This window comes from Collimonas sp. OK412, assembly GCF_900112135.1.
GTDB lineage: Bacteria > Pseudomonadota > Gammaproteobacteria > Burkholderiales > Burkholderiaceae_D > Collimonas > Collimonas rhizosphaerae.
In genome coordinates this window covers 1-14096 of the sequence record NZ_FOLC01000019.1, presented here as the reverse complement: position 1 = coordinate 14096, position 14096 = coordinate 1, and the positions used below count along the sequence as shown (strand labels likewise).

The following is a 14096-nucleotide window of genomic DNA, read 5'->3' as shown; positions in this document are numbered from 1 at the left end:
GAACTGCCATGCTGCCCAATGTTGATTACAGCGAAATGCCGCGCGCCCTGCAGCATTTGCTGACCCGAGGACAAGCTGAAGAGGCTGCCACGCTTCCGCGCCGCCGGTTCCTGAAGCTGGCCGGTTCTGTCGGCTTGGCGCTCGGCGCCTTTCCCCACCTCGCGATGGGACAAGCTACCGGCAACGGCCAGGCCGGTAGTGCCCTCAAGCCGACCCAACAGCCGTTAACTTTCGTGCACATCGCCCCTGACGGTGAAGTCACGGTAGTGGTCAACCGGCTGGAATTCGGCCAAGGCGTGCAAACCGGCTTGTCGATGATCCTGGCCGAGGAGCTGGATGCGGACTGGAGCCTGGTCCGCAGCAGGCACGGCTCGAACGATCCCGCCTATGTCGATCCGTTCTTCGGCATTCACATCACCGGCGGCTCCAGTTCGGTCAAGAACAGCTTCGCCCAGTATCGCGAACTCGGCGCCCGCGCCAGGGCCATGCTGCTGGGCGCAGCGGCGGTCCGCTGGAATGTGGATGTGGCTGCCCTGCGCACGGAAGCTGGCTCGGTGTTGGGGCCTGGAGGGCGCAAGCTGGGTTACGGCGAACTGGCCGAAGCCGCAATGGCCCTCCCCGTGCCTGAGAAGGTCACGCTGAAGGACGCCAAGGATTTCCGCATCATCGGCCGCCCCACTGCACGCCTGGACGCGCGCGCCAAGAGCAGCGGACGGCAGCAATTCGGGATTGACGTCCGCCTGCCGGGCCAGCTGACGGCCGTAGTGGCGCGCCCGCCGGTGTTCGGCGCCCGCCTGGCCTCGCTGGACGACAGTGCGGCGCGCGCCGTCAAAGGCGTGAAAGCCGTGCTGCGCGTGCCGCTGGACCGCGGTGCCGAAGGCGTGGCGGTGATCGCCGACGGTTACTGGCCGGCCAAGCTAGGCCGCGACGCGCTGAAGCTGCAGTGGGACACCGCGGCCGTCGAGAAAGTCGACAGCGCACAGCAGCTGGCCCAGTACCGTGAGCTGGCCGCCCGCCCCGGACCTCGGCATTTCGACGCTGACATGGCGCCCCTGGCTGCAGCGCCGCGGCAGCTGGAAGCGGAATTCGTGTTTCCCTACCTGGCTCACGCAGCCATGGAGCCGCTCAACTGCACCGTCGCGCTTGCCGACGGCCGCGCCGAGATATGGACCGGCTCCCAATGCCCCGGCCTGGACGGCGCCGCAGTCGCACGCGTCCTTGGCATCAAGCCGGAGCAAGTGGCAGTGCACGTAGAGATGGCCGGCGGCGGCTTCGGCCGGCGCTTCTCCAGCGGCAGCGATTTTGTGGTCGAAGCCTGCGAAATCGCCAAGGCGGCCCGGGCAGCCGGCCTCAAGGTTCCAGTGCGCACGCTATGGAGCCGCGAGGACGACATGCGCGGCGGCTACTACCGCCCGATGCACTTGCACCGCGCGCGCATAGGTTTCGACGAACGCGGCAAGGTGCTGGCCTGGGACCATGTCATCGTCGGCCAGTCGATTACCACCGGTTCTGTATTTGAACAGTACCAGGTGAAGAACGGCATCGACGCCACGGCAACCGAGGGCATGCGCGAACCCTACGCGCTGCCGATGCGCCTGACGGTTCATCACCCCAAACTCAACGTGCCGGTACTGTGGTGGCGCAGCGTCGGCTCCACCCACACTGCCTTCGTGATGGAAACCTTGATCGACGAGATCGCCCGCAGCACCAGACAGGACCCGGTGGCTTACCGCATGCAGCTGTTCGGCGACAAACATATGCGCCACCGGGCTGCCCTGCAGCTGGCGGTGGACAAGAGCGGATATGGCAAGCAGCCATTGCCGGCCGGGCGCGCCTGGGGGGTGGCGGTGCACGAATCCTTTTCCTCCGTGGTGGCTTACGTGGTGGAAGCGTCGGTGCGGGACGGGCAGCCGGTGTTGCACCGCGTGACCGCCGGCGTGCACTGCAACCTCGCGGTCAATCCGCGCAGCGTTGAAGCGCAGATACAGGGTGCAGCGGTCATGGGGCTGTCGATGTGCCTGCCGGGTTCGGCCATCACGTTCAAGGAAGGCGTGGTCGAGCAGAGCAACTTCGGCGACTTCACGGTAGCGCGGATCACCGACATACCGGCCTTGGAGGTCCACATCGTACCAAGCGCCGAACCGCCGACTGGCATGGGCGAGCCGGGCCTGCCGCCGCTGGCTCCGGCATTCGCCAACGCCATTTCCCTGCTGACCGGCAAGCCGCTGCGCCAGCTGCCGTTCAACCTGGCGTAAGCCGGCGCCATGGAAGATCTCGATACCCTGGTCTTGCGCACCGCGCTGGACTGGCAGGCGGCGGGCCTGCCCGTGGTGCTGGTCACCGTAGCCCGGACCTGGGGTTCTTCTCCCCGGCCGCCCGGCTCGCTCATGGCTATCAACGGCCGTGGCGAAACCGCCGGTTCGGTATCTGGCGGCTGCATTGAGGACGACCTCATTGTCCGTATCAGGAAAGAAGGGACACAGGCCGTTTGCGCAAGCGGCCTGCCCACTGTGCTGCGCTACGGCATCTCGGCCGACGAAGCGCACCGCTTCGGCCTGCCTTGCGGCGGCACCGTGGAACTGGTGCTGGAGCCGGTATCAGCACTTAGCCGGCTGGACGAACTTTTGCTGGCCTGCGAGCGGCGGCACAGCACCGAACGAGTGCTGGATCTGCAGACCGGCCAAGTGCAACTGCGCGCTGGCAGGCGCGATGGCGTGCCCCGGCTGGACGGCAAGCAGCTGGCCACCTACCTGGGGCCGCAGGCCCGCCTCATCGTCATCGGAGCCGGAGACCTCTCGCGCTACCTGTGCCAGATGGCGCTGAGCCTGGGTTTCGAGGTTGTGGTCTGCGACCCGCGGGAAGAATACCGTGCAAGCTGGCAACTCGATGGCGTGACGGTCAGCCACGAAATGCCGGATGACCTGGTCTTGCAGCTGCAGCCTGATGCGCGCACTGCCGTGGTAGCCCTGACGCACGACCCGAAACTGGATGACTTGGCCCTGATCGATGCGCTGCAGTCGGAGGCCTTTTATGTCGGCGCCATCGGCTCGCGCCGCAACAGCGAGCAACGTCGCGACCGGCTGCGTACTTACTTCGACATCGCGGAGCCCGCGCTGCAGGGCCTGCATGGTCCGGCGGGCCTGTACATCGGCAGCAAGACGCCGGCCGAGATCGCGCTGTCTATCATGGCTGAGATCGTGGCCGTGAAAAACGGCGTCCTGCTGCCGTCAGCCACGCCAGTCGTGGCTGGCAAGTCGCTGTACGAAAGCGCCAGGCGCCAGGCGTCGGCCGCCGTTTCCAGCTGCACCGTATAAGGCTCCTGTTTCTCTAGCTGAGGATCAGCCCGGGATTGTCGCAATCGCATCGATCTCGACCAGCACATCAGGATGAAACAATGCCGCCACGCCGATCAGCGAACTGGCCGGAGGATGCGCCGTATTGACGAAGCGATCGCGCACGGAACGTATCACCGGAAGTAGCTCAGGCTTGAAATCGCGCACGTAGATTGTCAACCGCGCCACATTGCCAAAACTGCTGCCGGCGGCTATCAGGGTCGCCTCAAGATTGGAAAAAACCTGTTCAAGCTGGATTTCAAGCCCTGGTCCGGCAACGGAACCGTCGGCATGGAGTGGCACGTGGCCGGAAAGCAGCAACAGCTTTCCGGTCTCGACAACCGTCGCTTGCGAAATTCCCGGGATGGTTGCTCCAGGCGGGTTGATTGTGCGGAATGTCATGGGCGGATTTTCTCAGGTTACATGTCAGGCATCTTGAATCCAGCCGCTTCAAGCCGGTATCCGATGTCTGCAAGTTCTTTCATCGGCAAGGCGACGCCCAGGTCCTTCGCAATCGCCACATAAATATCGTAGGCCGCACGAAAGGAAAGCACCCCGGTTCCCGCCTGATGTTCCAAGATCGAAAGGACATTCGTTAGCAGCATGTGATCCAAGCCGCCGGTTGTCTCCTGCCTGGTCCGGGCCATGATTTATTCGCCTTTAAGTTGACGATAGGCAATTATGCCAGAAACAGGCCCGCGCTATAAATCCCTGGCAAGCCGGAAGCCAAGGTCGTCGATGGCAAATGTCGGATGGCTGCGGCGACGGCTGGTGGCGAGGGCAGCCACGCCCGCCATGACGCCGTCGGCAACCGCTGCGGCCACGCCAGGAGCCATGTACAGCGATTCCATGACGGCTACTGCGAGATTGGCCGCGTCGACTCCAGCGTGCGGGCGCCGCTCAGTACGCGGTTGGCCTCGCGCGCCAGCCGCAGGTAAAAATCGCTGGACAGGCTTTCTCCATCCGCATCCAGCGTGATGAACGGCGGCCGGTTGGTCGACGCCGGCGGTTCGGTCGGGATCAGCGACTTGTCGGGAGCCACCTTGTACATCGCCGTGCCCTCGTCCACTTCATCGAACATGGCGGTGTAAAAGATATTGTTGCCGGCCGATTTGAACTCGTAGAACTGGGTCCACCAGAAACGGCCGCCCTTGCGCGGCAGGTTGCGTCCGCCCGGGAACATGACGGGCATGTAGCGCCGCCCCACCCGCTTGGCCTCGGCCAGGTCCGGCGCGATGACGTCGCGCCGCCAGGCTTGCGCGCCGGCTTCATCGCCATAACGGCCTACGGTCCACGGACTGATGACGTCGAAGCGGCGATACACGTCTGCCCATGCAGGATCCTGCAGCGAATCGTCGCCCATCGTGCGCCAGCGCGAAGGCACGCCGCCGATCACGAAGGCGCGCTGGTTGTCGGGCGCGTTTTTGGTGAACCAGTCGATCAACTCGTTCGCTTGCGCGGGGGTGGCGTTGTGGCCGGTGAATCCCATGCCCCAGATCGAGATGACCGGACGCCCGCCCTGGTGCAGGTAACGGCTCGACGCCAGCGATCCGTCTGCCGCCAGCGCCGCCCAGTGATCCTTGATGCGCGGGATGATGTTCTCCGATTTTTCTCCCGAGATGTCGTACATCACCGCCCAGACCCGGCCGTTTGCCTCAGCGCCGGCACGCACGTTGGCCGTCACGCCGTCGCGGAAGCGCCGGTCGGCCGAACCCGGCGCCAGCTCGACCACGAACTCCTGCAGGAAAACGCCGTCCAGGCCATACGCCTTCATCCACTCGAAATGGCGGTTGACCGTGCTGCGGTTCCAGGCGCTGTAGAGCGTTGCGGGGGATCCATCGGGCATGACGAACGCGGTATTGCAACGTTCGCCGGCCGGCACGTCGCGCATGTCGGGCCACATGTCGACGCTGACGTTCTGCGGGTTCGGCGTTGCGCCTGGCGCCCAGTGCCGCCAGCCGTTGCCGGCAGCGCTCAGCGGCGAGCCGTCGCCGTTACAGGCAAACCAGCCTTGGTAACCGAACATGTGCTTGCCGTCTATGGTGCCGGCGTCGACCACTGTCGATACGTTGCCGATGCTGAACCAGTTGAAGTTGCCGGCCAGGCCGCCGTTGACGACGCTGTCCAGGTGCAGCTGGATCACGTGCTGCCCTGCGCTCAAGGTGATATTGCTGGAAAGCGTTTGCCAGTTCTGCCAGCCTTTGGTATCCGGGATCGTCAGCTGCGGCGTGGCGCTGACGCCGTCTACATTGAAATGGAAAGTGCCGCCCTGCCCCTGGCTGGCGACCCGGACTTGCGCGCTATAGTTGCCGGCGGCCGCCACATTGACCGTGTAGTTGAGCCATTCGCCGGCGGTGGTCCAGCCGACGTCATAGCCAGCGCCGGTATCGGAAGTCGCTTCGATGCCGACGCCTTCCGTCTTGCGGTACTGGCCGCCCTGGTTGGTATTGCCCGGGTTGTAGTAGCCGACATTCTGTCCGCCGGTGTCAAAGTCTTCAGCCTGGATCGTTCCGGGCAGCGGCCACGCCTTGCCGCCGTAAGGGGAACCGGCGCTGGCAGCCGCCTTTGCGCTGGCGCCGGCCGTCGCCGAACCGGAGCCGCCGCCGTCGCTGCAGCTGCTCAGGAGACACATGCCGATGAAGACAGGCGTGATGCTTCTTAATAAATATCGGGTGGGAGTAGTTTTCAAGAGGGATTCCAATAGGGTGTTTACTGTGGTCTTGGATTGCTGACGATTGATGATTGCCGGCCATCGCGCCGGGGTGCTCGATGGCCGGCAATCAGGGCTCCTGCTACAGCCCGAGCGCCGAAATGAACTTGTTGGTGTAGCCCAGCGTGCCCGCTTTGCCATAGTCATTGCAGGTGCCGGACGAGTTGTTGTCGGAGCTCGGCGGAGCGCAATCGCGGTCGCGCGAGAAGGCCCAGAAATGGACGCCGGCCAGTTTCTTCGACAAGGCATAGTTCGACACGGTGACCGCATCGGCCAAAGTGAAGGTCTCGGCGATGCTGTCGTTGCCGCCTATCATCGGCGTCACTTCGATCTGGCTGTACGGCACCTTCCAGTGGTTGTGCAGGCTTTCGGCGGCAGCGATGGTCGACTTGCCCATATCGCATTTGCCGCTGCTGTTCAGCGTGCACAGCGCCGCATTTTCCTGGCCCGACTCGGCAAAATCCATGGTCATCAGGTTGATCGTGTAGTTTTTCAATCCGTAATTCTGGATCGCGGTCATCACCTTGACGCCGGTGCCGCCCAGGCTCTGGCTTTCGTTGCCGCCGTCGGTCGCCAGCGTGAAGCTGTAGCGCAGGTTCGGATATGCCGCCTGCGCCGCCGACACCCGTGCCACCAGGTTGTTGATATCGCTTTGGGTCTGGCTGCTTTCTATGTCGAAGTCGATGCCCAGCAGGTTGGCGCTGTAGTAGGTCTTGATGAATTTGGTGAAATTGGCGTCCGACGTGCAGGTAAAGCTGCCGCCGCCACCGCCGGTCGCCACGATGTACTTCTTGCCCGCATTGACGAAGCTGGCCACGTTCGCCTTGGCAAACGCCGCGGCGGAGACGCCGCTCCAGTTTTCGCTGCCGCAGCTGCCGGTGGCGAAGGCCCAGGTCACCGCTTGCAGCTTGGCTGGCATTACCTTCAGCAGGATTTGCGAGCTGCCGGTCACGGTAGTGTTGAGCTGGTCGCCGTTATAGTCGCCTGAGTAAAAATAAGGGCTGTAGATGAATCCGGTCGGCGGCGGCGCGGCCGGGCCGCTGCAGGTGGTCGGCTGCCAGTACCAGGTGCTGATGGTCGGGTCGGTGCCGTCGCTGCCGTTGGTGCCGGCATTCACCTCCTTGTAGAAATTGCCGTTGGCCGGGAACTGGACCACGCTGCCGATCGCATAATTGATGCCGGCGGTCCAGGTGGTGTACTGGCAGGTTGCAGCAGGCGTCGCTGCGGCCTGGCTGAACCCGGTTTCCGCTGTTGCAGGCTGCCCGGCGCAGTGCGCCGAGAACGCCATGCTTGAAAGACCGATTGCAAGTCCTTGTATCAATTTCGATTTCATTTGATTCTCCTGGATAGATTGGGATGGCTTGCTTGTTGCGAGCGTGGTCTGGGTGCCGTCAATCGATGCGGAAAATTGCCGGCCCCGGTTTTTGTCGCGCTCTGTGATCTATCCTCGATATTTCCACATGGAAACAGTTGTCCGATGACTGTAGGGTGCACAAAATTTGCTGTCAACCCGTATCTTGGTGGTATTGCCGTAAAGGCTTTTGCGTCATGTTGCGACGCAATGGATATGGCTGCAGGTCGTTGTTTACAATGGCTTTACCGCAAGTCATCAGACCTGTTGCTTTTGCAAGTGGACTTACTGTTTTTTCAGGGATTTTTAGTAAAAACCAGGAAATTTCATTGAAATTGGAAAAATCCTGGCTTGCGCGCACAAGGAATGTGCGGCAAGACCCGTCTCCCAGCGTGGCGTGTTGAGGCGGGATTGAAGCTGCGTCTACTGTGGAGATTACTGGCCGGCAGGCGCTTGTTGTGCCTTGTTATGCTCGGCCAGCGCTACCGCTTTGTAGTCATAAGAAGGATAGAACTCGGTCCTGTAGCTGCCCCAGGCGGTGTCTTCCAGCACGCGGTTTACCTCGCGCAGGCGGGAGGCCGGCAAGCGCAGCGTAATGACTTGTCCGATACCCATCGTTACATACCAGCTTACTACCTCTATTCCCGGCGGCGGGAACGCGTTGTAAAACCCTTGCCTGGCAAGCTGGGCATTGAGCTCGCCAAGCGGGCGCGACTGGTCGTGCTTCAGGAACACGGTCAGCAATAGCGCGTTGTCTGGCGTGGCCGCCGCGTTGCCGGCTGCCGGAACGGCTACCGGTTGCGCATTGGCGCCGCCAACGCAGAAAGCAGCCGACGCCAGCAATACGGACATCAGCAACGGCTTGAATTTTCCTTGCATAAGGTTCTCCATGTGGTTAACCGCGATCCGCCGATCCTAAGGCTTGACCGGCTCCATGCCTCTTTCCTGCAGCACCCGCGCCGTTTCAGGCCCGGCAAGCAAATGCAGCAACGCCTGTGCAGCGGCCTGCTCCCTGCTGGCGGCGCCGATGGCCGCGGTGTAGACGGTGAAATTCTGGATCTCGGCCGGCAATGGCCCAACAAAAACCACGCCTTTCACCGCAAGGATTTCGCTGACCTGCTGGAAACCGAGTGTCGCTTCATTGTTCACCAGGTGATCGCCAACGTAGCCGCCCTGCACTTTTACCGCCTTGCGCTCGATCGCGTCGCCGATTCCCCATTGCTGGAACAGTTTCGCCATGTAGATCCCGCTGGAGCCGCCCGCGGCGGGATCGATATAGGCAACCGACCTGGCGTCGAGCAGCGCCTGCTTTAAACCTTCTACGGTACGGATGTCCGGCTTCGGCGCGCCTGCCGGCACCATGGCGCCGATGCCCACCCGCGCCAGGTTGACCACGCTGGCGGCGTCCGCTTTCCGGCTGGCGACCAGCCGCGCCACCAGGTCCGGCGTCATGATGGCGACGTCGAACGCGGCGCCGCCCTCGATACGCCTGGCCACGCCGCCGGCGGTGTCGTTTTCCAGGATGATCCGGTGGCCGGTGCTGGCCTCGAATTGCGGCGCCATGGCCGCTACCACTTGTTTGTAGGCGCCGGCGGTCAGCACCTTCAGGTCGTCAGCCGATGCGGACGGCGGCAGTCCTGCGCTGAGCACAATCGCTGACGCGCCGAAAACAATGGTTTTTTTCACCGCGGTCATGCGGGATCCATAAAAAACATTCCTGATGCGTAGGCAAAGTAGCGGGATCATGCAAGCCCCTATTTTCTATAAATCAATTTTTTAAGAAAGTTCCTATATTTGCAATTGAAGTGAGCGCGTAATGTTTTTGATTTTTTTACTTATCAAGCAGTGACTAAACAGTAAGGATTCAAAATGCATCGGATTCATCGTTCAAATTGTAATGACATCGCAGGAAATCAGGTGGCGACACTGCTTTTAGCATCGTCGCATAGGTTTTTCAAGAAGCTGTATTTGTTGTTGAGTATTGTCGTGCTGGGTTTGCTGTATGGCTGCGGCGGTGGTTCTGACTCTGGTTCTGATCCCGGCCCAGGCGTCGACATCAATCCTCCGACCGGCCTGGTCTATGCCGTCAGCTCAGCCAGTCATGCACAACATCAAACAATCACGCCGAACGTCCCGCACAATAGCGGCGGCAAGATCACTAGCTATAGCGTGGAGCCAGTTCTGCCTGCAGGCCTGGCGCTGGATGCGGTAAGCGGCGTCATCAGCGGCACGCCAGTCGAGGCCGCCCCCGCGGTTATCCATACCGTCACCGGCAGCAATGCGCGCGGCGCGGCAACCGCCTACCTGCAAATTGAAGTCGCGGCCGCCGTCACTGCGCCAACCTTGCTGCGCTATAAGGAAAATCCGGTCTCCTATCCGGTCAATGTCGATATCAATCCCAACCTGCCATACACCGAAGGCGGTACGGTCACACAATTCAGCAGCTCTCCCGCCTTGCCGGACGGATTGCAGCTGGATTCCTCGACTGGCGTGATCAGCGGCGCGCCAAGCACGGTAATGCCGGAAACAACTTATGTCATCAGAGCCAGCAATGCCGCCGGCGCCGTGTCGCGGGCGCTGACGATCTGCATTACCGATTCTTTAAAGGCACCCGAAAATCTGGTCTATAGCCAGCCAGTGGCCATCTATTCACAAGATGAAGTCATTGTTCCGAATTTGCCCACTGCCACTGGAGGAGCCATTACCGCATTTGACGTCCAACCATCGTTGCCAGAAGGACTGAGCCTGAACACGGAGAGTGGGGAAATCAGCGGTACACCAATTACCCTGCAGGCAGCGCAAACCTACACCATTACCGGAAATAATGACGCTGGCGGCACGTCGACAACCATTACCATCACCATTGTCAAACCAGGCTCGTTTGAGCCAGGTCCTGACATGAGCCAGCTTCGCGTCGGCCTCACCGCTACCCTGCTGCCCGGTGGCAAGGTATTGGCGGCGGGGGGAAATGACCTCTCCGGGTCCGGGGACTCTAATACAGCAGAACTTTATGATCCAAATACCGACACCTGGACGCCCATCCGATCGATGAGCCAGGCCCGCCAATATCACACCGCCACCCTGCTGCCCGATGGCAAAGTACTGGTCGTCGGAGGAGAGCGAGGCGACATCGGCGTGCGGGGAACCGCAGAGATTTATGACCCAAGCACAGATATCTGGACACCCACCGAAATGACTAATCTTGCACGCACGTCCCATACCGCTACCCTCCTACCGGATGGCAAAGTACTGATTGCTGGAGGTTTGAACGGAAATGTGGATAGCGCACCCGCGACAACGGCAGAGATTTATGATCCGAGTTCTGACACCTGGACACTCACTGCTAGGATGCATTACCCTCGTATCGCTGGTCATGCCACTGCGTTACTTGAAACTGGCAAAATTCTAGTCGCTGGCGGAGGCTATCAAGACCCCACTGCGGAGCTCTATGATCCTGATACTGGAGTCTGGACGTTAACAGGGAGTATGAGGGTTCCTGGCGACCACCTCGCCATGACCACACTGCCAGATGGAAAAGTTCTGGTTGCAGGCCACTCAACCGATACAGCACAGTTTTATGACCCTGCTTCAGGCGCCTGGACACTGACCGGCGCCACGAACTATGGTCATCCATACCCAGCCCTTACACGGCTACTTGATGGAAAAATTCTGATCACTGGCGGGCCTACAAGAACGGTGGAACTCTATGATCCAAGTACCAATTCCTGGGCACTAGGCGGCAACCTGCATGCCATGCCAATTACTCGCCACGCAGCCACGCGGCTGGAAAACGGCAGAGTACTGATTGCTGGTAACGCTCTTGCGTCGGAACTCTATAACCCGTAATTCGATTTCAATGTGCTGGCCGTCAGCTTAAATTGACGGCCCTGCCCGTTATTGAGTCATGGCGCCACAGACCCTGCCTGTGGTTTTTTTATTCGGCCACTCTTCAACCGCACAGCTACTTGCTACAAGACCGCGAGGTGCTGACCGCTTCAGGTCCGTCGCTGTTTTCCGCCAGTTAGATTTTTTAAGACAATTCCTATGTCTTCATTTGGAACAAATGCGTATCGTTTTCGATTCTGTTGCCGAGCAGCCGGCGGCCAAACTGTAAGGATGCAAAATGAATCGATTTCATTGTTTAAATTGGAGTGACATCACAGGGAATTGCCTGGCAACGCTAGCGTCGTCGAGGCAATTTTTCAAGAAACTGCATTTGCTCTTGGGCATTGCCGTGCTCGGTTTGCTGTACGGCTGCGGCAGCGGTGATTCTGGCTCTGATCCAGGCATCGATGTCAATCCGCCGACCGGCTTGGTCTATGCCGTCAGTTTGGCCAATTATGCACAACATCAGGCAATCACGCCGAATGTCCCGCACAACAGCGGCGGCAAGATCACCGACTACAGCGTGGAACCGGCCCTGCCGGTCGGCCTGGTGCTGGATGCGGTAAGCGGCGTCATCAGCGGCACGCCTGCCGAGGTCACCCCTGCGGTTATCCATACCGTCACCGGCAGCAATGCGCATGGCGCGGCAACCGCCTATCTGCAAATTGAAGTCACGGCCGGCGTCACTGCGCCAACCTTGTTGCGCTACAAGGAAAACCCGGTCTCCTATCCGGTCAATGTCGATATCAATCCCAACCTGCCATACACCGAAGGCGGCGCGATTACGCAATTCAGCGCTTCCCCTGCCTTGCCTGACGGGTTGCAACTGGATCCCTCCACCGGCGTGATCAGTGGCGCGTCCAGCACGGCGAAACCTGCCGCTACCTATGTCATCAGCGCCAGCAACGCTGCCGGCGCCGTGTCGCGAGCGCTGACCATCGGAATTGCCGATTCTTTACAGGCCCCCGATAACCTCACCTATAGCCAGCCAGTGGCTATCTATCCGCAAGGCAAAGTCATCGCTCCGAATTTGCCCACTGCCACTGGAGGCGCCATTATCGAATTTGACGTCCAGCCATCGTTGCCAGAAGGACTGAGCCTGAACACGGATAGCGGGGAAATCAGCGGTACGCCAACTACCCCGCAGGAAGCGCAAATCTACACCATCACGGGACGCAACGACGCTGGCAGTGCCAAGGCAACCATTGCCATAACCATTGCCGGGCCAGGGATGTTCTATCCGGGTGCGGACATCAATCACGCCCGCTTTAATCACACCGCGACTCCGCTGCCAGGCGGCAAAGTACTGATTGTTGGAGGGCAGGCCATCACTGGGGGCGCAATTTTTGATACAGCAGAACTTTATGATCCAAGTACCGGTCTCTGGACTCTCACCGGATCGATGAGCAGCCCTCGAAGCAACCATACTGCGACTCAACTCTCAGATGGCAAAGTATTGGTAACTGGAGGAAACGCAATAGGAACTGCTGAGATTTATGACCCAAAAACTGGTCTCTGGGCCGACACCGGAGCGATGAATCGCCATCGCTCCGGCCACACCGCCACCCTTCTGCCAAATGGCAAAGTACTGATTGTTGGAGGAGGATCCTTCAGCGCCAGCGCCGATACAGCTGAACTTTATGACCCTGAGACCAACATCTGGGCGTTCACTGGATTGATGAAGAAGCCTCGTTACCGCAACCACACCGCCGTATTACTAGAAAACAGCGGCAAAGTATTGGTTACTGGTGGAGCGCCGTCCTTTGGCGGTCTTGCACAAGCGGCAGCGGAGCTTTACGACTTCAATACTGAAACTTGGACATCAACCGGAGACATGAATAACGCTCGCTACAATCACGCCATCACCGTGCTGCAAAATGGGAAAGTGCTGGTTCTAGGGGGCTACGATGCCAGCAACGTCAGTTTGAATACGGCAGAGGTCTACGACCCTAATGCCCCTGGCGGCGGTGCCTGGGCATTGACCAAACCCTCAGCTTATAAGCATACCAGCCCTACCCTCACGACACTGGACAATGGAAAAGTGCTGGCGACTCCAGGAGGTGGGATGGCAAAACCGGAACTTTATAATTCAAGTACTGATGACTGGGCGCCAACTGGCCACCTAAATTTCTCAAGAGGCGGCCACACAGCCACCTTGCTAGAAGATGGGGAGGTACTGATCGTTGGTGGAGTCAATACTGTCCTTACGTCAGAACTCTATATCCCGTAATTTGATCTGCCATTGATAACGCGGTAAGGCGTACCCGGTAGGGCGTAATGGCGAAGCGTATTACGCCGCACGAGATGCCTCGCAAAGGCAAGTGATGTCAAATGAAATGGAGCAAATAACGACAAGAGAATGCTGCATGATATCGATCAAACATACGGCGTAATACGCTTCGCTATTACGCCCTTGTATTATGATTTTGGAGTTAGATCTTTCAATTTGTAATTCGACCGCTCGAATTACGAAGACAGTTCTTGGTAGGCATATCAAGATCGAGCGATCTGGATGCCGTTTGCGCCCTTTGGTTTTAAGCCAGTGACGTAGATTTTTGCAGCAGTCGCTCACCCTCGTTTAAAAATCGCACAGTATCTTTGGCCCGGCCTGCCGGCAGCCCGTATTGACAAGGTAGATTATCAGAGGACGTTGTATGCACATTTTTATTTTGGGTATTGACGTAGCAAAAGCCAAGCTCGATTGTGCTTTGCGCTTACCAAATGGAAAAATCCGCAGCAAGAGCATAGAAAACAATCACCAAGGTTTTAAGGTATTGATGCAATGGCTGGCAAAGCACGAAGCAATCAATATTCACGT

The 14096-nt window shown here is 59.6% G+C and carries 11 protein-coding genes; 4 read left to right on the top strand and 7 right to left on the bottom strand.

Translation table 11 applies throughout. From position 1 onward, the window contains the following. The first annotated feature begins 8 nt into the window (after window positions 1-8). Together BM062_RS18045 and BM062_RS18040 are read left to right on the top strand one after the other, a co-directional pair. The gene (locus BM062_RS18045; RefSeq protein ID WP_092399370.1) at window positions 9-2255 is read left to right on the top strand and encodes a xanthine dehydrogenase family protein molybdopterin-binding subunit; all 2247 of its coding nucleotides are present in this window, start codon (window positions 9-11) and stop codon (window positions 2253-2255) included. Window positions 2256-2264: 9 nt separating this feature from the next. Continuing rightward, window positions 2265-3314: an XdhC family protein gene (locus BM062_RS18040; RefSeq protein WP_092399369.1), complete on the top strand. Its 1050-nt coding sequence runs from the start codon at window positions 2265-2267 to the stop codon at window positions 3312-3314. 24 nt (window positions 3315-3338) lie between these two features. Here BM062_RS18040 and BM062_RS18035 read toward each other — a convergent pair whose 3' ends face one another. From BM062_RS18035 to BM062_RS18010, 7 genes are all read right to left on the bottom strand, one after another. Beyond that, window positions 3339-3734, bottom strand: coding sequence for a RidA family protein (locus BM062_RS18035; RefSeq protein ID WP_092399367.1), 396 nt, complete (start codon window positions 3732-3734; stop codon window positions 3339-3341). 17 nt (window positions 3735-3751) lie between these two features. Further along, window positions 3752-3946, bottom strand: coding sequence for a hypothetical protein (locus tag BM062_RS18030; protein ID WP_175501069.1), 195 nt, complete (start codon window positions 3944-3946; stop codon window positions 3752-3754). Window positions 3947-4033: 87 nt separating this feature from the next. Beyond that, window positions 4034-4168, bottom strand: coding sequence for a hypothetical protein (locus BM062_RS26140; RefSeq protein WP_256381580.1), 135 nt, complete (start codon window positions 4166-4168; stop codon window positions 4034-4036). 20 nt (window positions 4169-4188) lie between these two features. Continuing rightward, the gene (locus tag BM062_RS18025) at window positions 4189-6021 is read right to left on the bottom strand and encodes a carbohydrate-binding protein (RefSeq protein WP_139220101.1); all 1833 of its coding nucleotides are present in this window, start codon (window positions 6019-6021) and stop codon (window positions 4189-4191) included. Between the two features lie 103 nt (window positions 6022-6124). After that, window positions 6125-7375: a glycoside hydrolase family 18 protein gene (locus BM062_RS18020; RefSeq protein ID WP_254785142.1), complete on the bottom strand. Its 1251-nt coding sequence runs from the start codon at window positions 7373-7375 to the stop codon at window positions 6125-6127. Window positions 7376-7828: 453 nt separating this feature from the next. Next, window positions 7829-8245: a hypothetical protein gene (locus tag BM062_RS18015; protein WP_371326608.1), complete on the bottom strand. Its 417-nt coding sequence runs from the start codon at window positions 8243-8245 to the stop codon at window positions 7829-7831. 63 nt (window positions 8246-8308) lie between these two features. Further along, the gene (locus tag BM062_RS18010; protein WP_092399359.1) at window positions 8309-9088 is read right to left on the bottom strand and encodes a molybdate ABC transporter substrate-binding protein; all 780 of its coding nucleotides are present in this window, start codon (window positions 9086-9088) and stop codon (window positions 8309-8311) included. 222 nt (window positions 9089-9310) lie between these two features. On the opposite strand from BM062_RS18010, the gene BM062_RS18005 reads away from it, so the two are divergent. Then, a complete protein-coding gene (locus BM062_RS18005) occupies window positions 9311-11239 on the top strand; it encodes a putative Ig domain-containing protein (RefSeq protein ID WP_175501068.1) in 1929 nt (642 codons plus the stop codon). Between the two features lie 277 nt (window positions 11240-11516). Further along, window positions 11517-13508: a putative Ig domain-containing protein gene (locus BM062_RS18000; RefSeq protein ID WP_092399355.1), complete on the top strand. Its 1992-nt coding sequence runs from the start codon at window positions 11517-11519 to the stop codon at window positions 13506-13508. Window positions 13509-14096 lie beyond the last annotated feature (588 nt).